Below are 24744 nucleotides of genomic sequence, written 5' to 3'. Positions count from 1 at the left end.
TTATCGAAGACTTGTCAACCAGGAGGTCACGATGATTCACGATCGTATCCGCCGAGCGCGCGTGCTGCGGGGCCTCAGTCTAGAAGTACTCGCGCAGCGCCTCGGCGATATCACCAAGCAGGGTTTGAATAAATTCGAGAAGGGCGAAAGCTTGCCCAACTCGACTCGTATCCTGCAACTATCCAAGGCACTCGACGTCAAGCCCGAATATTTCTTTCGGGCTGATGCCATTCAACTTGCGCCGCTTGAGTTTCGCAAGCTGGCCAAGATGCCCAAGTTCCGCCAGCAACAAGTTGCCGAGCAAATGCGCGAACACCTAGAGCGCTATGTTGCCTTAGAGCGTTGTTTCGACGCGGTTGACGGCAAAGTACAACAGCTACCCCCGCGATCAATGCCCATCAACAGCATTGACGAGGCCGAAGTGGCAGCCCAACGCTTGCGAGACCGCCTGCAAATCGGTAGCGATGCCGTAGCGCACCTCACCGAACTGCTGGAGGAACAAGGCATCAAAGTGGCTTTGCTCGATGGCGTGGACGACTTTGATGGCGCATGTGCCGCAACCGACGATGAACAGCACGTACTCATCGCACTCAACCGTAACCGCCCAGGCGAACGTATGCGCTTTACTGCTGCGCACGAGCTTGGCCATTGGGTTATGGCGTTTCCTGACGCAATGTCCGAGGCCGACAGAGAAAGCGCTTGCCATCGGTTTGCTGGCGCTTTTCTATACCCTTCGGACAGGGTTTTGATGGACTTTGGTTCACACAAGCGTTGGCGCGTGTATGCCGCAGAGCTGCTCAACGCCAAGCGCCGTTATGGGGTTTCGATGCAGGTTGCCTTACGGCGTCTGAAAGACCTGCATTTGCTGACGGATGCGGGCTATCGCCATGCCTGCATTGAATTCAGCAGTAACGGTTGGCGCAGTGCAGAGCCAGAGCCATTGCGTCCAGAGCAACCCCGGCGCTTCGAGTCCCTGGTGTTTCGCGGCTTGGCCTCCGACCTGTTCACTCCCTCGCGTGCAGCAGAATTTATGCAGTGCCGAGTAGATGAACTGGACCCTACGCTTAGCCGCCTGCCGGAATCTGCATGATCCAACCGGTCTATATCAGCGATACCAATATCTGGATCGACTTCCGCAATGCGGGTTTGCTCGATACGCTGTTTGACCTGCCTTTTCAGTTGTGTAGCACCGACTTTGTGCTCGCTGAACTGCAAGACTTTGATCCTCATGCCTTGTTGCAACGCGGCCTGGTTGTGCACACCCTGGACGCAAGTGCCACTGCCCGCCTGTTTGCTTTGATGACCGCACACAACAACAGCTCCCTGGCGGATGTGTCGTGTTACCTGCTGGCACAAGATACCGGCCACCCCTTGCTCACGGGCGATGGCCGTCTGCGCAAACAGGCCATCCATGACGGCTTGCAAGTGCATGGTGCTCTGTGGCTGCTAGACCAATTGGTAAGCCACCAGGTGACAACGCCTCAAGCCGCCGCACAAGGGCTTACAAGCATGCTGGAATGCGGCGCACGGCTACCCGGCACGGAATGCCAGGCTCGGCTAAAAGCTTGGCAAGCCTGAACCTACGCCACCTCTTGAACCAACGCCTCGGCCAGATGGGATTGGGTGGACTGGCTGGTGGCCAGGCGCTGGCGCAGGTCGGCGCACAGGCGGCGCAGCTGGGCTACGCGGGTGACGATGCGGGATTGTTCGGCGAGGGGTGGGAGGGGTAACGTCAATTCAGATAGTGCGGTTCCGTTTACGTTTGGCTGCCCCGTTCCCATTGATTTAGCGTAAAGCTGTTGCCAGTAATGCCCAGAAGACGCAAAAATTTTCAAATAATTTGAGTCCATCCCTACTACCGGAGAAATCCGAATCAGATAGGACGCAAACACCGCATTAATCGGCACTGTGGAAACGAGAAAACTCTTACCGATCGTGCCTCCTGTGCGCGCAATCAATAGGTCACCGGCCTCAAGGTAGTGGTCCGAGACGTCGGACGTAACACCTTGCATACCGGGCACCGTCTCCCAATTCACCTTGTCGTTTTGGATGTCAGTAATGCGCACAAACTTTGGGGCCGCAAGCGTATGGTCAGCCGATGCGGTAACGCCATATTGCACTCGACCAGAAACCTGCCCAACCCTCACCCACTCCCACCTCAGCGGTAACGCAAACGGCTGCTCCTCCTCCGCAATCGGCGGCAGGGGTTTGTCGCGTTTGATCTTGCCCTCAGCGATGAGTTTGTCTTTCTCGGCGCGGATTTTCTTCAGCAGCACGCTGGCGGGTTCGTCTTGCGGGTCTTGGGGGACGAGCAGGCCGCGCACTGCGAGTTGGAGGATGGTTTGCTCCAGGGCGTCTACGGCCTGAGGGCGGTCTAGCAGCAGGTCGAAGTGGGTGGCGATGCGGTGCCAGTTGTCGGCCAGTTGTGCGGGCGTATCGCTCTCAGTCAGCGTGGCCAGCAGGGTGCTGACGAGTTGGGCGTGTTGCGTGGCTTCTAGCTGGCCTTTGGCTTCGAGCGCGTCGCACAGGCGCATGAGTTCTTCGACGCGGGTGACGATGCGGGATTGTTCGGCGAGGGGTGGCAAGGCAATCAGCGCATCGAGCAAGATGCGCTGATTCAGGTTAGTCATGGTCGTGCCAACCGACTGACCCTGCAAGTGACGGCGGAAACGACTGTCAGTGAAGAGAAGGCCTAGATATTCTCGATTACAGGTCTGGTGCAAGCGAACGAAGAAACTGCCTGTCCCGCATAGCCAACCCTGCTCACGCTCAGTAACCAAAGCATAACGCCCAACTTCGCCACGTCGCGCCAGTACCAAATCGCCCGCACTCAATGCATAAGCTGAAAGTCTTTCGGCATCCTTTGGATTCAACGTTACCCGTGGGTTATGAACGATACGTCCTTCCAACATGTGCGATGGATTAATGAGTGGTACGCCGTCACGCACGTAATCTTCTTGATGAATGACCGAACCAAACGGGCCAGTGCAAAGCTCAATAAAGTAATCGGAGCACCGCACCCACTCCCACCCCTTCGGTAACTCAAACGGCTTCTCCTCCTCCCCAATCTCCGCCAGCGGCTTGTCCCGCTTGATCTTGCCCTCAGCGATCAGCCGGTCCTTCTCCGAGCGAATTTTCTTTAGCAGCACATTCGCCGGTTCATCGCTCGGGTCTTGCGGCACCAGCTTGCCCTGCACCGCCAAGGTCAAGATCAGTTCGCGCAGACGCGCCACGCCACCGGGAGCGGTGGCCAATAAATTCAAATTTGATAGCAGCATGCGCTTGATTAACCTGCGCTGGCGAGCGATTTGGCCAATATGTTCTTCAGCTCGTCGCGCAGGGCCTGGGCCTCGGCTTGCAGGCGGGCGTAGTCGGCCAGCAGTTGGACGGGGTCGTGGCTGACGGCATCTACGGCGTGGGGGTTCTTCTGGTCGAGGTTGTAGTTGGCGGCCTTGATCTGGTTGATGCTGACCCGCCAGGCGCGCTCGTTTTCCACGCGGCTGGCAAAACCATCGGCCTCGCTGCCCCACCAGGCTTTTTCAGCGTCGAATTCTTCGATGCGGATGGGCTTGGTTTTGTTGTAGTTCTTCACGCCCGGCGGGTAGGGGTGCTCGTAGTACCAGACATGCTGGGTGGGCGTGCCCTTGGTGAAGAACAGCAGGTTGGTTTTGATGCCGGTGTAGGGCGCGAACACGCCATTGGGCAGGCGCACGATGGTGTGCAGGTTGCACTCGGTCAGCAGCTGTTCTTTGATGCGGGTTTTGACGCCCTCGCCGAACAGGGTGCCGTCGGGCAGCACCAGGGCGGCGCGGCCGTGGGCCTTGAGGATGTGCTTGATGAGTACCAGGAACAGGTCCGCCGTTTCCTTGGTGCGTACGTCGGCGGGGAAGCCTTGCTCGATGCCGGGCTCTTCCACGCCGCCGAAGGGCGGGTTGGTGAGCACCACGTCCACGCGGTCGGCCTGGGTGACTTCGCGCAGTGGGCGGGCCAGGGTGTTGCCGTGGGTGACGAGGCTGGGCACCTCGATGCCGTGGAGCAGCAGGTTGGTAACGCACAGCATGTGGGGGAGCTGCTTTTTCTCGACCCCCTGGATGCTGTTTTGCAGCACGACATCTTGCGCCGGCGTCAGCGCCTGTTTGCGCAGGTGTTCGATGGCGCAGACCAGGAAGCCGCCGGTGCCGGTGGCCGGGTCCAGCACCTTTTCGCCCAGTTGCGGGTTGACCATATCGACCATGAACTGGGTGACGGCGCGGGGGGTGTAGAACTCGCCCGCGTTGCCGGCGCTTTGCAGGTCTTTGAGGATTTTTTCGTACAGGTCGTTGAACTGGTGGCGTTCGCTTTGGCGGTTGAAGTTGATGGTGCCCAGCTTGTTGATGACCTGGCGCAGCAGCTGGCCGCTTTTCATGTAGTTGTAGGCGTCTTCAAACACGCCGCGCACCACGTAGCCACGGGCGTTGCGGTGGGCATCGCCGCGCAGGGTTTTGAGGCCGGGGAAGAGCTGGTTGTTGACGAAGAGCAGCAGGTCTTCGCCGGTGAGGCCTTCGGGGTTGGCGGCCCAGTTGCGCCAGCGCAGCGGCTCGGGGATGGGGCTGGCGTAGTGGTCGCGGGTGAGCTCCAGCTCTTCTTCCAGCGCGTCGAATACTTTGAGGAACAAGAGCCAGGTGAGCTGGGAGATGCGCTGGGCGTCGCCGTCGACTCCGCTGTCTTGGCGCATCACGTCCTGGATGGATTTGATGGCGCTCGATAGGTTGGACATGAAAACTCTATTTTTATGAATGAAATCGGGCTCTAGCGCAGGTATTACCTGCGCAAGCAGCTACATATTAGATAGCGTACAGCGCGCGTTCCAGGGTGTGCAGGGCGTCCAAATACTGGGCGCGGCCGCCGAAGCTCTGGACCAGTTCGCTGGCGCTGCCCATCTGGGTGAAGGGCTGCACGCTGAAGATGTTGGGGGCCTCGATGGTAACGATGCCTTCGTCGGCGTATTTGTCGAGCAGCGCGTCTATGACTTTGCGGGCCACCGGGCCGTACTGGGTGAAGAGGTCGTTTTTGGCGTTGCGCTTTTTGACGCGGCTGGCGCGCTCGCGGCGGGTCAGGGCGGGCTGGTTGTAGGCCACGTGCAGCAGCAGGTCGAAGGGGTCCAGGTCTTGCAGGCCGGCGCTGGCGACTTCTTCGGCCAGGGCTTCGATGAGCACGCCCTGGGCTTCCAGCTCTTGCAGCAGGGCGGCCTTGCGGTCAGCGTCGTTCCAGGCTTGCAGGAACTTGTCCAGCGAGTCGTATTGCTTGGTGAGGTTGATGCGGGTGTAGTCGCGCAGGCTCTCGGTGATGAGCTGGCCCTGGGCGTTGAGGTACTGCACGCGCTCGCGCGCCACGCTGACGGTGACCATGCCGCCTATGACGTATTTTTTGGGCTGTGTGCCGCCGCCTTCCTCTGGGCCGGTGGTGGTGGGGCCATCGGCGGGCGGATGGTCGCCGCCGGGTGGCGTGCCCGAGGCGTCAACGGGTACGGGTGGGTCTATGGGCTCGCCGGGCCCGGGCTCGTAAATTTGCACCGGGTCTCCGTCGAAGGTCGGGTCAGCAAACAGCTCGGTAGCGCGCTTGAAGTCGAGGATGGTGAACCAGGTTTTGCCCAGGTCTTCGCGCAGGCGGGTGCCCCGGCCGATGATCTGCTTGAACAGCGTCATGGACTTGATGTTCTGGTCTAGCACGATGAGCTTGCAGGTTTGCGCGTCCACGCCGGTGCTCATGAGCTTGGAGGTGGTGGCGATGACGGGGTAGGTCTTCTCGGGGTCGATGAAGTTGTCCAGCTCGCGCTTGCCCTCGGGGTTGTCGCCGGTAATCTGCACCACGTATTTGGGGTGGGTGGTGCAGATGTCGGCGTTGGCATTGCTCAGCGCCTGGCGCATGCGGGCGGCGTGGTCTATGTCTTCACAGAAGACGATGGTTTTGGCGTAGCGGTCGGTGGCGTGCAGGTATTCGGTGATGCGGGCGGCGACTGCAGTGTCGCGCTGTTCCAGCACCAGCTTGCGGTTCATGTCGGTGCCGGTGTAGATGCGGTCTTGGATCAGGTGGCCGTGCTTGTCGGTCATGCCGGCGGTGGGGCGCCAGCCGAAGGTGTCGCGGTCCAGATCGACGCGGATGACTTTGTAGGGTGCCAGAAAGCCATCTTCAATGCCTTGGCGCAGGCTGTAGGTGTAGATGGGCGCGCCAAAGTAGTCGGTGTTGGAGACGTCTTTGGTCTCTTTGGGCGTGGCGGTCAGGCCCACCTGGGTGGCGCTGGCAAAGTAGGTGAGGATTTCGCGCCAGGCGGAGTCTTCGTCCGCGCTGCCCCGGTGGCATTCGTCCACCACGATGAGGTCGAAGAAGTCGGGGCTGAACTGTTTGTAGATGTTCTGCTCGTCTTCGGTACCGCTGACGGCCTGGTAGAGCGACAGGTAGATTTCGTAGCTTTTGTCTACCAGCTTGGTGGTTTTGTTGACGGCCAGCGCCACATCTTCCACCGTCTCCTGGCCCTGCGCGTCTACACGCTCCACGCCTTTGGCGTTGGGGCTGAGCTTGGCCATGGCGCCCTTGAAGGGGCGGAAATCGTTGACCATGGTTTGGTCGATCAGGATGTTGCGGTCGGCCAGGAAGAGGATGCGCTTTTGGCCGCTGGCCTTGTTGGCGCGCCAGGGCGACTTCCACAGGCGGTGGATGATCTGGAAGGCGGTGTAGGTCTTGCCCGTGCCGGTGGCCATGACCAGCAGCACGCGGGTTTGGCCGCTGGCGATGGCTTCAACCGTGCGGTTGATGGCGTTGAGCTGGTAGTAGCGTGGTACTTTGCTGGGCGCGTATTCCCACTCGGCCACGTGGCGCACGGCATCGCTCCAGCCCTTCCAGGCGCAGTAGCGGCGCCACAGTTCTTGCGGGGACGGGAATTCGTCGAGCGACAGGGTCTGCTCTAAAACGCCGGTGGCCAGGGTGGCGTCGCGGAACACAAAGCCGTCGCCATTGCTGGAGAAGCTGAAGGGCACGTCTAGCAGCGTGGCGTAGTTAATGGCCTGGGCCATGCCTGCGCCTACGGCGTGGCGGTTGTCTTTGGCCTCCACCACGGCCAGGGGAATGTTGGGTTTGTAGAACAGGGCGTAGTCGGCGCGCAGCACGGTGCTGGCATCGCGCCGGGCTGTTTTGCCGCGCACCACGACGCGACCAGCGCGCAGGGGGAGTTCGCGGTAGATCTGGTCTAGCGGGTGCCAGCCTGCGCGCTCCATGGCGGGGCGGATGCATTTATCGCAAATGTCACTCTCGGAAAGCGATTTTTTATCCATGCCGCTGGGTGTTTCCCTGGTGCGTTGCGTTCACCCGGTGGAACGCGTCACGGGTGGATGAAGCTTGATTTTGCCATTCGTGCGACGGACATCGATCGCGTGGCCGGGAGGTTAGCGCCCTGCTTTTGCTTCCGGCTCCTGGGCCCACGGCGCCTGCGCGAAATGGCTGGCCAGGAACTCGATGAGCGCTTGCACCCGCGCCGGCCGCGCGCGGCCCGGTGGGGTGACGATGTGCAGGGCGATGGGGGGTACTTGCCAGTCGTCCAGCGCGGTCTCTAGCAGCCCCGATTGCAGGTCTTGCCAGGCCAGGAACTCGGGCTGCAGCGCCAGGCCCAGGCCGGCCCGCAGCGCGGGGATCAGGCCTTCGGCGTTGTTGGCGCGCAGCGTGGCCGGGACCACCTGTGAAAACTCACCCAGCCGCGCGTGCTGGAAGCGCCAGGCTTCGCCGGTGCGGGTGTGCACATAGCGCAGCGCACGGTGTGTGGCCAGGTCACGCGGGTGGCTGGGGCGGCCATGTTGCGCGAAGTACGCGGGGGCACCCACCAACAGCAGCCGCACGGTGCACAGGCGGCGCGCCAGCAGGCTGGAATCTGGCAGGTTCGAGATGCGCAGTGCCACGTCAAACCCGTCGGCCACCATGTCGATCAGCTCGTCGCTGAAATGCAGGTCCGGGGCCACGTCGGGGTGCAGGGCCATGAACTCCGGCAGAGCGGGCGCCAGGTGCGACACACCAAACGACATGGGCGCTGCAATGCGGATGGGGCCGCGCAGGTTCTTGGATTGCTCCGTAACTTCGGCCTCCACGGCCTCGCCTTCGCTGAGGATGCGCGCCGCACGCTCCAGCGAGGCCTGGCCGCTGGCGGTGAGCGACATGCGCCGCGAGGTGCGGTGGAACAAGGTGGTTTTGAGCCGGCCCTCCAGACGCGTCAGCGCCTTGGACACGGTGGGTTGCGAGATGCCCAGCTCGGCGGCCGCCTTGGCGAAAGAGCCGGTTTCGGCCACCTTGGCGAAGATGGCCCAGGCTTCGAAGTCAGGCAGTCTGGTCATGTGTCAGTGGCGCCCGGCCGCCCGAGGCCACTGAGCGCCCCCTCGGGGGGCAGCGATACGCGCAGCGATGAGCGTGGGGCATGTAGATTTTGGAATGGATTGTTTTCCATCTTTTCTATTCTCTTATTGATCGCCGAATCATAAAGTCTCTCCATCGCAACACAACTTCTCGGAGAAACACCATGATTGAACGCAGACCTTTCGATTCCCTCGGCGGCGCAGACCACGGCTGGCTCAATGCCAAGCACCACTTTTCGTTTGCCGAATACCACGACCCGGCACGCATGGGCTGGGGTGCCCTGCGGGTGTGGAACGACGACACGATTGCCGCCGGCACCGGCTTCCCGCCGCATGCCCATGCCAATATGGAAATCATCACCTACGTCCGTGAAGGTGCCATCACCCACCAGGACAACCTGGGCAACAAGGGCCGCACCGAAGCGGGCGACGTGCAGGTGATGAGCGCGGGCACCGGTATCCGCCACTCGGAATACAACCAGGAACCCGGCGTGACCAAGATCTTCCAAATCTGGATCATGCCCGACGGCCGCGGCCTGCCACCTTCCTGGGGTGCCAAGCCCTTTCCCAAGGGCGACCGCTCCGGCAGCTTTGTGGCACTGGCCAGCGGCCTGCCAGGTGATGAAGGGGCCTTGCCCATTCGTACCAACGCACGGGTGTCCGGGGCCACGCTGAAGGCCGGTGAAACGGCGGAGTACCACCTGGGTAAGAACCGCCGCGCCTACCTGGTGCCAGCTATTGGCGAAGTGGAAGTGGACGGCGTGCGCCTGCTGGCCCGCGACGGTGCCGCCATCAGCGACGTGGAGACCATCCGCGTCACGGCCATCGCCGATGCCGAGCTGGTGCTGGTGGACACCGCACCCTAAGTGTGGGGCGACGCTGCAAGGGCTTGTAACAAGCTCTTGCACTGCCAGCACACATTTGTTCAAAAAATAGCGCAAACCATCTATCTGCTGCGGCTCTGCGTATCTAACGTGCACCGGGTACGTACCTAGTCGTTCGCAATACACATTTTTCAGATGCAAGGAGTTCCCACCATGGCCATTACCGCTACGCCCGCCGCAGGCGCAAAGTTGCTCACCCCCCATGACCACACCCTGGTCATGATCGACTTCCAATCGCAAATGGCGTTTGCCACCAACTCCATCGACCCGGTGCTGCTGCGTTCCAATGCGGCCCTGGTGGCCAGCGCCGCCGCCGGTTTCGGTGCCTCGACCATCCTCACCACGGTGGCAGAGAAAAGCTTCTCTGGCCCGATGTTTGAAGAAGTCACAGCACCTTTCCCCGGCCAGGCCCTGCTGGATCGCACCTCGATGAACACCTGGGAAGACGCGACTGTGATCAAGCGCATCAACGCCATCGGCAAGAGTCGCATCGTGCTGGCGGGTCTGTGGACCAGCGTGTGCATCGTCGGCCCGGCCCTGTCGGCCATCGACCAGGGCTTCGAGGTGTATGTGATTGCCGATGCCTGTGGCGATATTTCCAATGAGGCCCACAACCGCGCCATGGAGCGCATGGTGCAGGCCGGCGCGCAGCCCATGACCTCGCTGCAGTACCTGCTGGAACTGCAACGCGACTGGGCGCGTACCGAGACCTACGACATGACCACCGGCATTGCGAAGAAGTTTGGCGGCGGCTACGGTATCGGCATCAACTACGCCCGCGCCATGTTTGGTGCGCACGAAGGCTGAGAGGGCAAGCCATCTCGCTAGCGCATTTTTTCCACAGCCCTTCACTGAAAGACTTCTCCATGGCTGATGCATACCCCGACCTGATCCTGCACCGCGGCCTGTTCACCACGCTGGACCGCGCCAACCCGACGGCCAGTGCGGTGGCGATCCGGGATGGCCGCTTCACCCATGTGGGGCGTGACCACGAAGTCATGCCGCTTGCGGGGCCGAACACCAAGCTTATCGACATGCGTGGCCGGCGTGTACTGCCAGGCCTGATAGACAACCATCTGCACATCATTCGCGGTGGGCTCAACTTCAACCTGGAGCTGCGCTGGGACGGTGTGCGCAGCCTGGCCGATGCCATGGGCATGCTCAAGCGCCAGGTGGACATCACGCCCGCACCGCAGTGGGTGCGGGTGGTGGGGGGCTTCACCGAACACCAGTTCGTGGAGAAGCGTTTGCCCACCATTGCCGAGTTGAATGCAGTGGCGCCCGACACACCCGTTTTCCTGCTGCACCTGTACGACCGCGCCTTGCTCAACGGCGCTGCACTGCGTGCTGTGGGCTATACCAAGGACACGCCTGCACCACCCGGTGGCGAGATCGTGCGCGACAGCGCGGGCAACCCGAGTGGCTTGCTGCTGGCGAAGCCCAACGCCTCCATCCTCTATGCGACGCTGGCCAAAGGCCCGAAGCTGCCGTACGAATACCAACTGAATTCCACCCGCCACTTCATGCGCGAACTGAACCGCTTGGGCGTGACCGGCGCCATCGACGCCGGTGGCGGCTTCCAGAACTACCCCGACGACTACCAGGTCATTGAGGAATTGGCCAAGGCCGACCAGCTGACCATCCGCCTGGCTTACAACCTGTTCACCCAAAAGCCTAAGCAAGAGAAGGCCGATTTCCTGAACTGGACCGCGATCTCGCAATACAAGCAGGGCACAGATTACTTCCGCCACAACGGTGCGGGTGAGATGCTGGTGTTCTCCGCCGCCGACTTCGAAGACTTCCGCCAGCCGCGCCCCGATATGGCGCCCGAGATGGAAGGCGAGCTCGAAGAAGTGGTGCGCCTGCTGGCGCAGAACCGCTGGCCCTGGCGCCTGCACGCCACCTACGATGAAACCATCAGCCGTGCGCTGGACGTGTTCGAGCGGGTCAACCAGGATGTACCGCTGCAAGGCCTGAACTGGTTCTTTGACCACTGCGAAACCATCTCGGACCAGTCCATCGACCGTATTGCCGCACTCGGTGGTGGCATCGCCGTGCAGCACCGCATGGCCTACCAGGGCGAATACTTTGTCGAGCGCTACGGCCATGGTGCGGCCGAGGCCACGCCGCCAGTCAAGAAAATTCTGGAGAAAGGCGTGAAGGTCTCCGCCGGTACCGACGCCACCCGCGTCGCCTCCTACAACCCCTGGGTCTCGCTGTCCTGGCTGGTCACCGGCAAGACCGTGGGCGGCATGCAGCTGTACCCGCAACGCAACTGCCTGGACCGCGAAGCCGCCCTGCGCATGTGGACCGAGAACGTGACCTGGTTCAGCAACGAGGTCGGCAAGAAGGGCCGGATCGAAGTCGGCCAGTTTGCCGACTTGGTGGTGCCCGACCGCGACTTCTTCGCCTGCGCCGAATCCGACATTGCCGACACCACGGCGCTGCTCACCATCGTCGGCGGCAAGGTGGTGTATGGCGCGGGCGATTTCGCTACGCATGACGAGAACCCATTGCCGCCGGCCATGCCCGACTGGTCGCCGGTGCGCCGCTTTGGTGGCTACGCGGGTTGGGGTGAACAGGGCGCGCCCATGCAAGCTGTGATGCGGCAAGCCACAGCGGCCTGTGCTTGTGCCAACGACTGCAATGTGCACGGCCACCAGCACGCTACCGCCTGGAGCAGCAAGCTGCCGATTGCCGACCTGAAGAGCTTCTGGGGCGCGCTGGGCTGCGCCTGCTGGGCCGTTTGATGGACGCGCTGCGGCAACTATTCATCGCGCCCTGGGTGCATTGGCTGGCGCTGCTGTGCCTGTGCGCGGCCTATCTGCAGGGCGCATTCGACAAGGCGCGTGACTTCCCTGCGGCAGCAGCCGAGATGCGGCGCTTTGGCCTGGCGCCGGCGGCACCCTTGGCGGCCCTCACCATCGCTTTTGAATTCGGAGCTTCGGCCATGGTGCTGACTGGCTATTACCGCTGGCTGGGGGCTGTAATGTTGGCGGCCTTCACGGCGCTGGCGAATTGCCTGGCGGACCGCTTCTGGTCCACAGACGGTGCGCAAAAGCGCGTGGTGGCGAATGCATTTTTCGAACATTGGGGTTTGGTCGGGGGCTTCATCGTGGTTGCCTGGTACGACCTGGGAGGTCACAGTGGTATCTGAAGCAAGCTCCGCCCCTACGCTGGCACCCGCAGCGGAGAAACCGCTGTTGGCGCGCTTGTCGATTTCCATGTTTTCCATGGTGATGGGCATTGGCGGCCTGGCCAATGCCTGGGCGGGTGCGCACCGGGTTTTTGGTCTGCCCTTGGTCATCAGCCAAATCTTGTTGTTCATCGCCGTGCTCAGTTTCGTTGTGCTGGTGCTGCTGCACCTGGCCAAGCTGAAGTTTTGCTTTGCCGAGGTGATGGAGGAGTTTGCGCACCCGGTGCGGTCCAGCTTCTTCCCGGCTGTATCGGTGGCGACCGTGGTGTTGTCCATCGGTCTGCGGGCCTACTCTTGGGCCTTGGCGGATGCGCTGTGGTGGATAGGCGCAAGCATGCATTTCACATTCGCCGTGACCCTGATTCGGCGCTGGATACTGCATGCCCAGGACGAAGGCGTGCTGACGCCGGCCTGGTTCATCCCGGTGGTGGGCAACATCCTGGTGCCGGTGGGCGGCGTGCCGCTGGGCCATGTGGAGATCAGTTGGTTCTTCTTCTCCATCGGCCTGATTCTTTGGCTGTCGTTCTTCACCATCGTGCTGCACCGCGTGCTGTTTGTGCCGACGATGAGCCAGCGCAGCATGCCCACGCTGTTCATTTTGCTGGCGCCGCCGTCGATTGGTTTGTCAGCCTACCTCGCCTTTACGGGTGGGCAGCCCGGGGCACTGGGCGACATGCTGTACTGCCTGGCTTTGTTTATCGCCATTCTGTTGGCGAGTCTGGGCCGGCATCTGGCGCACGGTGCGTTTTTCATGAGCTGGTGGGCCATGACTTTTCCGGCCGATGGCTGGGCCGGCGCCACCCTGGGCTACTACCTTGCACGCCCCACGACCTACACCCTGGTGATTGCTGCCGTGGCACTGACGGCCGCCACCTTGATCGTGTCATGGGTCGTGGTTCGTACCGTTCTGCATATGGCCAGCGGTGCAGCGTTCCGCGAAGACTAGTACTGCACCCCGGAAGTAGCGGAACAAAATGAAAGTGATGGATTCGTTCTCAGGGTTAGGCGCAAGCCGCAGCGAAGGCTGTACGCCTTCGCAAGGTTTGCAACGACGCCATGGGGACGAAGACGCGCTTTCATGTTTCGTTACTTCCGGGGTGCAGTACTAGGTCCTTGCCCTTCTCCATTCTTTTCTCAACCGCAGCAGGAGCCGCTGCAGCAACCCTCGGAGATATTTCAAGCATGTCCAGTGTTACGACCAAAGACGGCGTCCAGATCTTCTACAAAGATTGGGGCCCCAAAAGCGCGCAGCCGATCATGTTCCACCATGGCTGGCCATTGTCCAGTGACGATTGGGATGCGCAAATGCTGTTCTTCCTACAGCATGGCTACCGCGTCGTCGCGCACGACCGGCGCGGCCACGGGCGCTCGGCCCAAGTCAGCGAGGGTCACGACATGGACCACTATGCTGCCGATGCCTTTGCGGTGGTGGAGGCGCTGGACCTGAAGAACGTGGTCCACATCGGTCACTCCACCGGCGGGGGCGAGGTCGCGCGCTACGTCGCCAAGCACGGTCAGCCCAGCGGCCGCACTGCCAAGGCGGTGCTGGTGAGTGCGGTCCCGCCATTGATGCTGAAGACGGCCAGCAATCCCGAGGGCCTGCCCATGGAAGTGTTCGACGGCTTTCGCAAGGGCGTGGCCGAGAACCGTGCACAGATGTTCTTGGATGTGCCTGCAGGGCCGTTCTACGGCTTCAACCGCCCGGGGGCCAAGGTTTATCCGGGCGTGGTCCAGAACTGGTGGCGCCAAGGCATGATGGGTAGCGCCAAGGCGCACTACGAGGGTATCAAGGCCTTCTCGGAAACCGACCAAACCGAGGACTTGAAGGCGATCGCCGTGCCCACGCTGGTCCTGCACGGCGATGACGACCAGATCGTACCGATTGCGGACTCCGCCCTGAAGGCTGCCAAGCTCTTGAAGAACGGCACACTCAAGGTCTACCAAGGCTACCCCCACGGCATGCTGACCACCCAGGCCGACGTGATCAATCCAGACTTGCTGGCTTTTGTGCAGTCGTGATACGCCAGGCGTCCCTGCCACCGGGGGCGCCCACATTGCCGGAGCAGGAGCATGAGGCCATTCTGCAGGCTTTGGTGGAGGCCCTGCTGGCGGCATTGGAGGCTCCGTATCCCATCGACAGCCCGTTCATTGGGCAATTGCTGCGGGCGCTGCAAACCCATGTGCTGGCGCAGGTGGGCACTGCCTACCTTGGCCGCATGCCGCAGCAGCAGCGGGCTTTGCAGCACCGGCTGGCGCTGTCGGTGGTGTTGCTGCAGAGCGATATGTCGCTGGCCGACATTGCCGCCGCATGCGGCTTCAAGGACGTGCGCCATTTCTCGCGCAGTTTCCGTCGCGTGATGGGCGTTCCTCCGCGCTAGGCGATACCCACCCGCCACGGCCGGTTGTGTGGCCGCTTGCCACTAAAAAGTGCTACCGTGCAAATACCTATGTTTGTTCAACTCTCTTCCGGTCTGTTCACCCGCTTGAGCTCAAAGGCGCGCAATGCGGCTTGAGCATGCGCCCGCTGTGCCGCCGCCCCTGGTACAAGCCAAGGACTCCCTGGGTTGCGTGGCCAGCCGGCTGCACCAGGACCAGGAGCTGGCCGGCGCGGGGGCGCGCTTCTACCGTAAACGCGTCGAAAACCCCGGCCTGAGCCCCGTCTTCACCCCGGCCAGCGACCGCGGTTACCTAGTAGGCATCTCGTTGAACGGGGGCCACCGCCGCCGCATCTTCCATGGGCACCATACCTCCTCGCACGAGTTTGAAGCCAGCGCGGTGTATGTGCGGAATTTTGCCGACGATTACCGGGCCGATCTGCAAGGGCCATTCGACTTTTTGCTGGTAGAGATTTCGCGTGAATTTTTCGACAGCGCTACCGATGAGCGTGACGGCCGGCGTGTCACCGGCCTGGAGTGTGTGACCGGCATGCACGACCCGGTACTGGCCAACCTGGCTCGCGCCATGGCCCCCACGCTGGCGCGGCCGCATGAAGCCAGCACGCTGTTTGTGGACCAGATGAGCGTGGCCATAGGCACCTACCTGATTGAGCGGTACGGCGGTGCGGTGACGCGCCCGCTGCGCCCGAACCGGCGCTTGTCGCGGCAGCACGAGGCGCGCGCCAAGGAGATGCTGTTGGGCAGTCTGGACGGCAAGCTGTCGGTCAGCGACATCGCCCAGGCCTGCGGTTTGTCACGCAGCTATTTCATCCGCGCCTTCCACGACACCCTGGGCCAGACGCCGCACCAGTGGCTGATGAAGCAGCGCGTGGACATGGCCTGCGAACTCCTCGCGCAAGGCGCACAGTCACTGGCCGATATTGCCGCTGGCTGCGGCTTTGCCGACCAGAGCCATTTCACCCGGGTCTTCACCCAACACATAGGCACGCCGCCGGGCACTTGGCGGCGGAGGCACGGTTAATCGCGCTTGCGATTGCCGGTTTTTTGCGCAAGGCGGCCAACTTGGCGCGAAAATGCGGACGCTGGAATAAAAAGAGGTTAGATTGTCTCTACGCCACCGCAGCGGTGGTTCCAGTCTGTTAACGACGTTACCTTGGAAATCTTCATGGCAAAAACTTTGGCAAGCATTCAGCGTCAAATTGACAAACTTCAAAAAGAAGCAACTGCGATCCGTGCAAAAGAAGTCGGCGGCGTGATTGAGCGCATACAAAGTGCCATCGCCTTTTACGGCCTGACCGTGGACGATCTCTTTGGCGCCAAGCCTGCCGCCAAAACACGGGGGCGGCGCAAGGCCGTGGACCCGGCAGCAAAAGCGGCTGCCAAGCCCAAGGCCGAGCGTGTCATCAAGTACCGGGACGAAGCGGGCCATAGCTGGACCGGGCACGGCAAGCGCCCTGGCTGGTTCAAGGCCGCGCTGGAAAGCGGCAAGACGGCCGAAGACCTGCTGGTGAAGTCCTGATCCCACTGCCTGCACCTGCAGTTCTTTGGCGCAATGATTTATAAAAAATAAGACTCTGGCGCAGGTATCACTTGCGCTGGCTGCTCTTGTTTTTGTAGCGCCTGTGTGGATGGATGGGAGGCCGCATGGATGTAGTGCAGCAGATTTTGGACTTCAATGCAGGCCGCGAGCCCGAGCGCCTGCAGATCAAGTACGACAAGATGCAGGCCGATGCATTTGTCTTTCTGCGCGGTAGCTGCCATCTGTTCTACCAGCAGCTGGCGTGCAAGGGGGTGTTCAAGTCGGCGCCGCCGGTGTGGTCTTGCGGCGACCTGCATTTTGAGAACTTCGGCAGCTACAAGGGCGATAACCGGCTGGCGTATTTCGACATGAATGACTTCGACGAAGCCATTCTGGCGCCCGCCAGCTGGGACCTGGTGCGCATGCTGACCAGCCTGCAGGTGGGCGCGCACAGCCTGGACCTGCGCGCAGACGAGGCGCAGCAGCTGTGCGAGGGCTTTCTGCACAGCTACGTCAGCACCCTGTCGCAGGGCAAAGCCTATTGGGTGGAAACGCAAACTGCGCGCGGTCTGGTGGGCGACCTGCTGGACGGACTGCGTAATCGCCAGCGCCCGGAATTGCTGGATGCCTATGCCCCGGTGACCGGCAAGAAGCGCACATTCAAGGGTGGCCGCAAAAAGACCCTGCCCGCCAGCCGTGAGCAGCGGGCGCAGGTCAATGAGCAGATGGCCGCCTTCGCGGCGACCCAGGCCGAACCCCACTTCTACAAGGTGCTGGACGTGGCACGCCGTGTGGCCGGCACCGGCAGCCTGGGCGTGGAGCGCTACGCAGTGCTGGTGCAGGGCAAGGGTTCGCCAGACGGCAACTACCTGCTGGACCTGAAGCAGGCCCTGCCCTCGGCTCTGCAGGCGGTTGTGCCCTGTGCACAGCCGGCCTGGCCATCACAGGCGGCGCGCATTGTGGAACTGCAGCGGCGCGTGCAGGCGGTGTCCATGGCGTTTTTGCAGCCCGTGGTGCGGGGGCGCACCTCCTATGTGCTGCGCGGGCTGCAGCCCACCGAAGACAGGGTCAGCCTGGATCGCGCCCGGCAGTCGCTGGTCGATATCCAGAAGGTGATGGCCACCATGGGCCAGATCGTGGCCTGGGGCCAGCTGCGCAGCGGCGGACGGCAGGGTTCGGCCACGGCCGACGAACTCATCGCCTTTGCCCAGGGCCGCAAGTGGCAGACCAAGCTGCTGGAGGCCGCTGCGGACTGCAGCAAGCAGGTGCAGCGTGACTACCAACGCTATGCCCAGGCCTATGCGGACGGCGCTTTCCGTGTATGGAAATAATGCTGCCGTCGCAGAAGATACCTGCGCAGGCTGCTATTTATTTGGTAGCAAATCTTATTTGACCTGCTGCTTTTCCAGCTTGCGCGCCAGGGTGCGGCGGTGCATGCCAAGGCGCCGTGCGGCCTCGGAGATGTTGAAGCCGGTTTCCGCCAGGGTCTGGTGGATGCGCTCCCACTCCAGGGTTTTCAGGGTGCTGGCGCGGTTGGTCAGCTGCACCTCGGCATTGCCGGCGGTGGACTCGAAGGCGGCCTCGATATCGTCGGTGTTGGACGGCTTGGCCAGGTAGTGGCAGGCGCCCAGTTTGATGGCCTCCACTGCGGTGGCGATGCTGGCAAAGCCGGTCAGCACCACGATCAGCATGGTCGGGTCGTGGGTGGCCAGCATCTGTACGCAGGCGAGGCCGGAGGCATCGCCATTCAGCTTCAGGTCCACCACCGCATAGCCGGGGGTGTGGGTTTGCAGCAGGGTGCTGACCTCTTCCAGGCTGCTGGCCTGCCGTACCTGGTAGCCCCGGCGCTCGAAGGAGCGGCTGAGCGTGCGGGCAAAGGCGGCGTCGTCTTCGATGATCAGCAACTGGCGCTCAGTGGACATGTGCGGTGCCCCCTTGCAACACAATGGACGAGAGCGGCAGGCGGATGCGGACTTCGGCACCACCTATCGATGGGTTGCTGGCCGACACCGTGCCGCCCAGGGTGCGTGCTACGTTGACCACCAGGAACAGGCCCAGGCCGCTGCCGGCGCGTCCTTTGGTGGACTGGTAGGGCTTGCCCACATGCTCCAGCATGGCCGGCGGGAAGCCGGGGCCGGCGTCGGTGACGCGCAGGGTCAAGGTCTCTTCATCGCAAGAGGCTTCCAGGCGTACTAAGCGGGGCGAGGCCTCAAAGGCGTTGTCCAGCACATTGCAAACCATTTGCTGGATGGTGGAGTCGGAAACCATGGGTAAGTCTTGCACCAGCTGATTGTCGTAGACCAGGGCCGTGGCCGAGCGGGTGGCGCGCCATTCCCTTACCAGTTCGTCCAGAAAGGTGCAGATGGAGGTCTTCGCGGGCGCTTCGCCACGGGTCTCGCCGGCCGACAGCAGGATGCCGCTGACGATGCTTTTGCAGCGCTTTACCTGGGCCTGCATTTCGCCGACCTCTTGCAGCAGCTCCGGGTCGTTGGTGAAGGTAGGCATGCGTTTCCAGTCGCCCAGGATGACCGCCAGCGTGGCCAGCGGCGTGCCCAGTTCATGCGCGGCGCCGGATGCCAGCAGGCCCATGCGCACGATGTGTTCTTCCTCGGCGGCGCGCTGGCGCAGGCTGGCCAGGCGCGCGTCACGCTGGCGCAGATTGCGCTCAATGCGGGTGATGAACACCACCAGCAGGATGGCGTTCAGCGCAAAGCAGACCAGCATGCCTTCCACGTAGGGGCTGTACAGGCCCAGGTCGTGTGCCATGGGGAGCGGCAGGGGCTGGGCGAACACGGCCAGGCCCGCAAAGCAGGCCGCGGTAATCGCCACCATGGTCCAGGTGGCCCAGGTGCGCAGCAGCACAGCACCCAGCGTGACCTGCAGCAGATACAGAAAAGTAAACGGGTTGCTGACGCCGCCGCTGAGGTAGAGCTGGGCCGTCAGCGTACCCACATCAACCAGCAGGGAAATGAACAGCTCGCCGTTGGACACATCGCGGTGGGTACGCCAGTACAGCAGGCTGGTCAGGTTGAACAGCAGCAGGCAGCCCAGCACGGCCAGCATGGGCTGCAGCGGCAGATGGATGCCGAAGCCGTAGTGCACGATGGAGATGGTGGCCACCTGGCCAAAGGCGGCAAACCAGCGCAGCTGTATCAGCTGCTGCATGTTCATGATGTCTGCGCTGTCGTCCAGTTCGGCGCTGCTGGCGGGTGCGGGACTGATACTGGTGGGGGCGGGCTTCATGGCGAGAGTCAGGATAGCGCAACACCCTTTGCTGCGCGCCGCAGCTTCCACTCTACGCGCCCCACGAACCAGCTGGCACCCGCCACCATCAAGGCCAGGGTGTACCAGGTGAGCACGTACACCAGATGGCTGTTGTGGAAGTTGATGACCGTCAGCCCCGCCACCGGCAGGGTCGCAGCGCTGGCTGAGTCGCCAGGCTGGGCGTCCGCATCCACAAAATAAGGGGCGACCGGCGCCAGGCCACGGGCGGCTGCAATCGCCTGTATATCGCGCGAGTACCAGCGGCCGTCAGCGGCATTGTTGCGGCGCAGAAATCCACCGCCGGGCTCGGTCAGGCGCAGCAGCCCGGTGACTATGGTGTTGCCCTGCGGCCCGGCATCGCGCCGGCTGGCGCGTTCGCGTGCCTCGGGCGGCACAAAGCCCCGGTTCACCAGAACCAGGCTGCCGTCGGCCAGCTGCAAAGGGGTCAGCACCCAGAAGCCGGTGCCTTGCACGGTGCTGGCCTGTACCAGGGTTTCCTTGTCGTGCAGGTAGCGGCCGCTTAGCGTCACGTGGCGGTATTCATCGGCGGCGGCATTGACCTGCGGCCATTGCGCCTGGCTGGGGGCTGGCGTGGGCGTGGCATGTACACGCTGTTCCACTCGGGCTATCAGGTCCAGCTTCCAGGCGCGGCGTTCGATCTGCCAGGTGCCCAGTGCCAGGAAGCCGACAAATAAAAAGGCCGCGCACAGTGCGAGCGCGGCCAGGGCCCCGGCAGGGCGCGGACCACGTCCGGGCGCTGCGGTGGTGTGTATCGCCATGCTCAAGGCATGTTCTTCATTTCATGTGCGGAGACGGGCATCATGTTGTGGTTGAGGTGGTACATCACCCACAGCGAGCCAGCCAGCATGATGACCACGACCATGACGGTGAAGATCAGTGCCAGCAGCGTCCAGCCGCCTTCGGACTTGGTGTTCATGTGCAGGAAGTACACCATGTGCACCACGATCTGCACGGCGGCGAAACCCAGCACCACAAAGGCGGTGGTGGCGGGCTTGTCGAAGACCTTGGCCATCACCAGCCAGAACGGAATCGCCGTCAGGATGATGGACAGCACGAAGCCGGTCATATAGCCGCCGAAAGTGCTGTGCGCTGCACCGTCGTCATGGCCGTGGCCATGGTCGTCTGCGCCGTGAGCGTGGGAAATGTGGGTATCGGTGTGGCTATCGTTGTGTGCGCTCATGCCAGCACTCCCATCAGGTAGACAAAGGTAAATACGCCAATCCAGACCACGTCCAAGAAGTGCCAGAACATGGACAGGCACATCAGGCGGCGGCGGTTGGCGGCGGTGAAGCCGTACTTGCCGACCTGCACCATCAGTGTGATCAGCCAGATGATGCCGAAGGTCACGTGCAAGCCGTGGGTGCTGACCAGCGTGAAGAACGAGGACAGGAAGGCACTGCGTTGCGGGCCTGCGCCTTCGTGGATTAGGTGCACAAATTCATACAGCTCCAGGCCGATGAAGACCGCGCCGAACAGGCCGGTGATGGCCAGCCAGCCCAGGGTGGCGCTGACCTTGTTCTTCTGCATCTCCAGCATGGCAAAGCCATAGGTGATGGAGGACAGCAGCAGCATGGAGGTGTTGACCGCCACCAGGGGCAGATCGAACAGCTCGGCGCCCGAAGGGCCGGCCGCGTAGCTGCGGCCCACTACCGCGTGCACGGCGAACAGGCAGGCGAAGATGAGACAGTCGCTCATCAGGTAGATCCAGAAGCCCAGCGCCGTGCTGTTCTCGACGTGGTGCTCGTTGGGCAGGTAGTAGCGGTATTTGTCCGACGCGCCTGCGGCGGAGGTGTGGGCGGTGGTGTTAGACATGTTGGGCAAGCAGACGGGTACGGACGGCTTCGGTACGGACGACTTCGTCCGCGCTGATGTGGTAGTCACGTTTGTAGTTGAAGGTATGCACGATCGTGGCGACCACCAGGGAGAGGAAGGCCAGGATGGCCAACGGCCACATATGCCAGATTGCCGCGAAGCCAAATACCGTGCTCAGGCCTGCCAGGATGGCGCCAGCGCCGGTGTTCTTGGGCATGTGGATGGCAATGAAGCCGTCCGTGGGGCGAACATAGCCGTTCTTTTTCATGTCCCACCAGGCGTCGTTGTCATGCACCACGGGGGTGAAGGCGAAGTTGTAGGCGGGCGGTGGCGAGGAGGTCGCCCATTCCAGCGTACGGCCTTGCCATGGGTCACCGGTGTGGTCGCGCAGCGATTCACGGCGGATGTAGCTGACTACCAGCTGGATCAGGAAGCAGCCAATGCCGATGGCGATCAGTGCCGCGCCGAAGGCCGCGATCTGGAACCAGATCTGCAACGAGGGGTCTTCAAAGTGGCTCATGCGGCGGGTCACACCCATCAGGCCCAATACATACAGCGGCATGAAGGCGAAGTAGAAGCCGATGAACCAGAACCAGAACGAGCACTTGCCCCAGAACGAATCCAGCTTGTAGCCGAAGGCCTTGGGGAACCAGTAGGTGATGCCGGCCATCAAGCCGAACAACACGCCGCCGATGATCACGTTGTGGAAGTGGGCGATCAGGAACAGGCTGTTGTGCAGCACGAAGTCGGCTGGAGGCACGGCCAGCAGCACGCCGGTCATGCCCCCGATCACGAAGGTGATCATGAAGCCGATGGTCCACAGCATGGGGACTTCAAAGCGGATGCGGCCACGGTACATGGTGAACAGCCAGTTGAAGATCTTCGCCCCGGTGGGGATGGAGATGATCATGGTCGTGATGCCGAAGAACGAATTGACGCTGGCCCCCGAACCCATGGTGAAGAAGTGGTGCAGCCAGACCAGGTAGGACAGGATGGTGATCACGACCGTGGCATAGACCATGGAGGCGTAGCCGAACAGACGCTTGCTGCAGAAAGTGGCGACTACTTCGGAGAACACGCCGAACACCGGCAGCACCAGGATGTAAACCTCGGGGTGGCCCCAGATCCAGATCAGGTTCACGTACATCATGGCGTTGCCGCCGAAGTCGTTGGTGAAGAAGTTGGTGCCGACATAGCGGTCCAGTGACAGCAGTGCCAGCACGGCGGTCAGGATGGGGAATGCGGCGACGATCAGCACGTTGGTGCACAGTGCGGTCCAGGTGAACACGGGCATGTTCATCATCTTCATGCCGGGTGCGCGCATCTTCACGATGGTGGCCAGCAGGTTGATACCCGATAGCAGCGTACCCACGCCGGCGATTTGCAGCGACCAGATGTAGTAATCCACCCCCACGTCGGGGCTATAGAGCAGGCCGGACAGCGGCGGGTAGGCCAGCCAGCCGGTGCGGGCGAATTCGCCCACGAACAGCGACATCATCACCAGCACGGCACCGCTGGCCGTCATCCAGAAGCTGAAGTTGTTCAGGAACGGGAAGGCTACGTCGCGTGCGCCGATTTGCAGCGGCACCACGAAGTTCATCAGACCGGTCACCAGGGGCATGGCCACGAAGAAGATCATGATCACGCCGTGGGCGGTGAACACCTGGTCGTAATGGTGCGGCGGCAGGAAGCCGGCGTTGTCACCGAAAGACAAAGCCTGCTGTGCACGCATCATCACCGCGTCGGCAAAGCCGCGCAGCAGCATCACCAGGCCGAGGATGACGTACATGATGCCGATGCGTTTGTGGTCGATGCTGGTGAACCACTCGCGCCAGAGGTAACCCCAGAGGCGGAAATAGGTCAGCGCGCCCAGCACTGCCACGCCACCGATCGCCACGGCGATAAAGGTGGCCAGCAGAATCGGCTCGTGGAATGGAATGGCGTCCCAGGTGAGACGGCCGAATATGAGCTTTGTTAGGTCGAGGTTGTCGAACATCGTGATTCCGGATGCCAAAAAATAAACGGCTCAGGCCGAAATGCCGGTATGAGCGGCGCGGAGAGAAAGAACTGGCTGGGCTATGCCTCAGATCGGCTGGGTCGTGGCGCTAGCCGTCGTGCCCAGAGGATCATTGACCGTGCACATGGCGCCCACATATTTGCGGTTGGTGGCGTCCACACCAATGCGGCTACGGGTCGCGGCATCCATTGAGGCAATGTTGTACTTGCCTTCCGGTCCGGCCACGCCGCCCTGGGCATCGATGGCCATCATGTCCTTCATGCACATGCGGTTGCTTTCCACGCAGCGGTTCAGGATGGCGTCATACAGGTCTTCGGACACGGAGGCATAGCGGTGCACCGGGTCACGGTTGCTGGGTTGTTCCAGCTTCAGGTAGGCGTCGCGGCCCAGCGCGCCACCGTCACCAGCCTTGGCGGTCTTGACCCACTGCTCGAAATCGGCTTCGTTCACGCCATGGAACTTGAAGCGCATGCCCGAAAAACCGGCACCGCTGTAGTTGGCCGAGAAGCCTTCGTATTCACCCGCCTTGTTGATCACAGCGTGCAGCTTGGTTTCCATGCCTGGCATGGCGTAGATCTGGCCGGCCAGCGCGGGCACGAAGAAGGAGTTCATTACCGAAGAGGCGGTGATCTTGAAGCTGATGGGGCGGTCTACCGGTGCCACCAGCTCGTTCACCACGGCAATGCCTTGCTCGGGGTAGATGAAGAGCCACTTCCAGTCCAGCGCCACGACTTCCACCACCAGGGGTTTGGCGTCGGCGGGGATCACGCGGTCGGCGTCCAGGCGCTGCAGCGGGCGGTAGGGGTCCAGCGTGTGGGTGCTGATCCAGGTGATGGCGCCCAGGGCAATGATGATCAGCAGCGGTGCGCCCCAGATCATCAGTTCCAGCTTTGTGGAGTGGTGCCACTCGGGGTCGTAGGTGGCTTCGGTATTGCTTTTGCGGTAGCGCCAGGCAAACAACAGCGTCAGGATGATCACCGGGACGATGATCACCAGCATCAACAGGGTGGAGACGATGATCAGGTCCCGTTGCTGTACGGCGATGTCGCCGGACGGGCTCATGAGTACTGCTTTACATCCGGCCAGCAGAGCGATGGCCGGCAACAGAAGCAGTGCGCGGAGTTTTTTGAGTGATGGCATGCCAGGCAGGTAGAAAAAGCGAGAACACAAAAGGGTTAAGTATTTTCCCTGATATATGGAGCCATGAACTGGGACATTTTGTCCTATGCCTGTGGCAACATGTCTCTAACGGCGCGATCTGGC

The 24744-nt window shown here is 62.0% G+C and carries 23 protein-coding genes; 12 read left to right on the top strand and 11 right to left on the bottom strand.

Annotation, left to right across the window (positions count from 1 at the left end):
- Positions 1-31: 31 nt before the first annotated feature.
- Positions 32-1090 carry a helix-turn-helix domain-containing protein gene (locus tag AC07VY_RS03710; protein ID WP_495096349.1) on the top strand — a complete coding sequence of 353 codons (1059 nt, stop codon included), beginning with the start codon at positions 32-34 and terminating at the stop codon, positions 1088-1090.
- On the top strand, positions 1087-1578 hold the full coding sequence (locus AC07VY_RS03705) for a PIN domain-containing protein (protein ID WP_495096348.1): 492 nt from the start codon (positions 1087-1089) through the stop codon (positions 1576-1578). The genes AC07VY_RS03710 and AC07VY_RS03705 overlap by 4 nt, the downstream gene beginning before the upstream one ends.
- A 2-nt stretch (positions 1579-1580) precedes the next feature.
- On the opposite strand, the gene AC07VY_RS03700 is transcribed toward AC07VY_RS03705, so the two are convergent.
- From AC07VY_RS03700 to AC07VY_RS03685, 4 genes are all read right to left on the bottom strand, one after another.
- Positions 1581-3278 (bottom strand): restriction endonuclease subunit S, encoded by a 1698-nt coding sequence (locus AC07VY_RS03700; protein WP_495096347.1) that lies wholly within the window; start codon positions 3276-3278, stop codon positions 1581-1583.
- 8 nt (positions 3279-3286) lie between these two features.
- Positions 3287-4756, bottom strand: coding sequence for a type I restriction-modification system subunit M (locus tag AC07VY_RS03695; protein ID WP_495096346.1), 1470 nt, complete (start codon positions 4754-4756; stop codon positions 3287-3289).
- Between the two features lie 67 nt (positions 4757-4823).
- The gene (gene hsdR, locus AC07VY_RS03690) at positions 4824-7307 is read right to left on the bottom strand and encodes an EcoAI/FtnUII family type I restriction enzme subunit R (RefSeq protein WP_495096345.1); all 2484 of its coding nucleotides are present in this window, start codon (positions 7305-7307) and stop codon (positions 4824-4826) included.
- 111 nt (positions 7308-7418) lie between these two features.
- A complete protein-coding gene (locus AC07VY_RS03685; protein ID WP_495096344.1) occupies positions 7419-8354 on the bottom strand; it encodes a LysR family transcriptional regulator in 936 nt (311 codons plus the stop codon).
- A gap of 182 nt (positions 8355-8536) precedes the next feature.
- Between AC07VY_RS03685 and AC07VY_RS03680 the strand changes: the two genes are divergently transcribed.
- The 10 genes from AC07VY_RS03680 to AC07VY_RS03635 all read left to right on the top strand — a co-directional run bounded on the left by AC07VY_RS03680 (position 8537) and on the right by AC07VY_RS03635 (position 17698).
- Positions 8537-9238 carry a pirin family protein gene (locus tag AC07VY_RS03680; protein ID WP_490591959.1) on the top strand — a complete coding sequence of 234 codons (702 nt, stop codon included), beginning with the start codon at positions 8537-8539 and terminating at the stop codon, positions 9236-9238.
- Positions 9239-9409: 171 nt separating this feature from the next.
- A complete protein-coding gene (locus AC07VY_RS03675; protein WP_495096343.1) occupies positions 9410-10063 on the top strand; it encodes an isochorismatase family protein in 654 nt (217 codons plus the stop codon).
- A 59-nt stretch (positions 10064-10122) separates the two neighbouring features.
- Positions 10123-12006, top strand: a complete 1884-nt coding sequence (locus AC07VY_RS03670) for an amidohydrolase (protein ID WP_495096342.1) — start codon at positions 10123-10125, stop codon at positions 12004-12006.
- The gene (locus AC07VY_RS03665; RefSeq protein ID WP_495096341.1) at positions 12006-12413 is read left to right on the top strand and encodes a DoxX family protein; all 408 of its coding nucleotides are present in this window, start codon (positions 12006-12008) and stop codon (positions 12411-12413) included. The genes AC07VY_RS03670 and AC07VY_RS03665 overlap by 1 nt, the downstream gene beginning before the upstream one ends.
- On the top strand, positions 12403-13398 hold the full coding sequence (locus tag AC07VY_RS03660) for an SLAC1 anion channel family protein (RefSeq protein ID WP_495096340.1): 996 nt from the start codon (positions 12403-12405) through the stop codon (positions 13396-13398). Before AC07VY_RS03665 ends, AC07VY_RS03660 begins: the two co-directional genes overlap by 11 nt.
- A 236-nt stretch (positions 13399-13634) precedes the next feature.
- Positions 13635-14471 carry an alpha/beta fold hydrolase gene (locus tag AC07VY_RS03655; RefSeq protein ID WP_495096339.1) on the top strand — a complete coding sequence of 279 codons (837 nt, stop codon included), beginning with the start codon at positions 13635-13637 and terminating at the stop codon, positions 14469-14471.
- Positions 14468-14830 (top strand): helix-turn-helix domain-containing protein, encoded by a 363-nt coding sequence (locus tag AC07VY_RS03650; protein ID WP_495096338.1) that lies wholly within the window; start codon positions 14468-14470, stop codon positions 14828-14830. Before AC07VY_RS03655 ends, AC07VY_RS03650 begins: the two co-directional genes overlap by 4 nt.
- Before the next feature lie 124 nt (positions 14831-14954).
- Positions 14955-15869 (top strand): helix-turn-helix domain-containing protein, encoded by a 915-nt coding sequence (locus AC07VY_RS03645; protein WP_495096337.1) that lies wholly within the window; start codon positions 14955-14957, stop codon positions 15867-15869.
- 144 nt (positions 15870-16013) lie between these two features.
- Entirely contained in the window at positions 16014-16367 is a 354-nt protein-coding gene (locus AC07VY_RS03640; protein WP_495096336.1) for an H-NS histone family protein, read from the top strand.
- Positions 16368-16492: 125 nt separating this feature from the next.
- Positions 16493-17698, top strand: a complete 1206-nt coding sequence (locus AC07VY_RS03635; RefSeq protein WP_495096335.1) for a DUF2252 domain-containing protein — start codon at positions 16493-16495, stop codon at positions 17696-17698.
- Between the two features lie 54 nt (positions 17699-17752).
- Here AC07VY_RS03635 and AC07VY_RS03630 read toward each other — a convergent pair whose 3' ends face one another.
- The 7 genes from AC07VY_RS03630 to cyoA form a co-directional block, all read right to left on the bottom strand.
- Positions 17753-18289 (bottom strand): response regulator transcription factor, encoded by a 537-nt coding sequence (locus tag AC07VY_RS03630; RefSeq protein ID WP_495096334.1) that lies wholly within the window; start codon positions 18287-18289, stop codon positions 17753-17755.
- Positions 18279-19610 (bottom strand): ATP-binding protein, encoded by a 1332-nt coding sequence (locus AC07VY_RS03625; protein WP_495096333.1) that lies wholly within the window; start codon positions 19608-19610, stop codon positions 18279-18281. The genes AC07VY_RS03630 and AC07VY_RS03625 overlap by 11 nt, the downstream gene beginning before the upstream one ends.
- An 8-nt stretch (positions 19611-19618) precedes the next feature.
- On the bottom strand, positions 19619-20410 hold the full coding sequence (locus tag AC07VY_RS03620) for an SURF1 family protein (protein ID WP_495096332.1): 792 nt from the start codon (positions 20408-20410) through the stop codon (positions 19619-19621).
- A 2-nt stretch (positions 20411-20412) separates the two neighbouring features.
- Complete coding sequence (gene cyoD / locus AC07VY_RS03615) at positions 20413-20832, bottom strand: cytochrome o ubiquinol oxidase subunit IV (RefSeq protein ID WP_495075593.1); 420 nt, start codon at positions 20830-20832, stop codon at positions 20413-20415.
- Entirely contained in the window at positions 20829-21464 is a 636-nt protein-coding gene (gene cyoC, locus AC07VY_RS03610; protein ID WP_495075594.1) for a cytochrome o ubiquinol oxidase subunit III, read from the bottom strand. Before cyoC ends, cyoD begins: the two co-directional genes overlap by 4 nt.
- A complete protein-coding gene (gene cyoB, locus AC07VY_RS03605; protein ID WP_495096331.1) occupies positions 21457-23460 on the bottom strand; it encodes a cytochrome o ubiquinol oxidase subunit I in 2004 nt (667 codons plus the stop codon). Before cyoB ends, cyoC begins: the two co-directional genes overlap by 8 nt.
- An 87-nt stretch (positions 23461-23547) precedes the next feature.
- A complete protein-coding gene (cyoA, locus tag AC07VY_RS03600; protein ID WP_495096330.1) occupies positions 23548-24621 on the bottom strand; it encodes a ubiquinol oxidase subunit II in 1074 nt (357 codons plus the stop codon).
- Between the last annotated feature and the right edge of the window lie 123 nt (positions 24622-24744).

It is taken from the genome of Rhodoferax sp. GW821-FHT02C08 (assembly GCF_059421805.1).
This window is presented reverse-complemented; position numbering and strand designations above follow the sequence as displayed.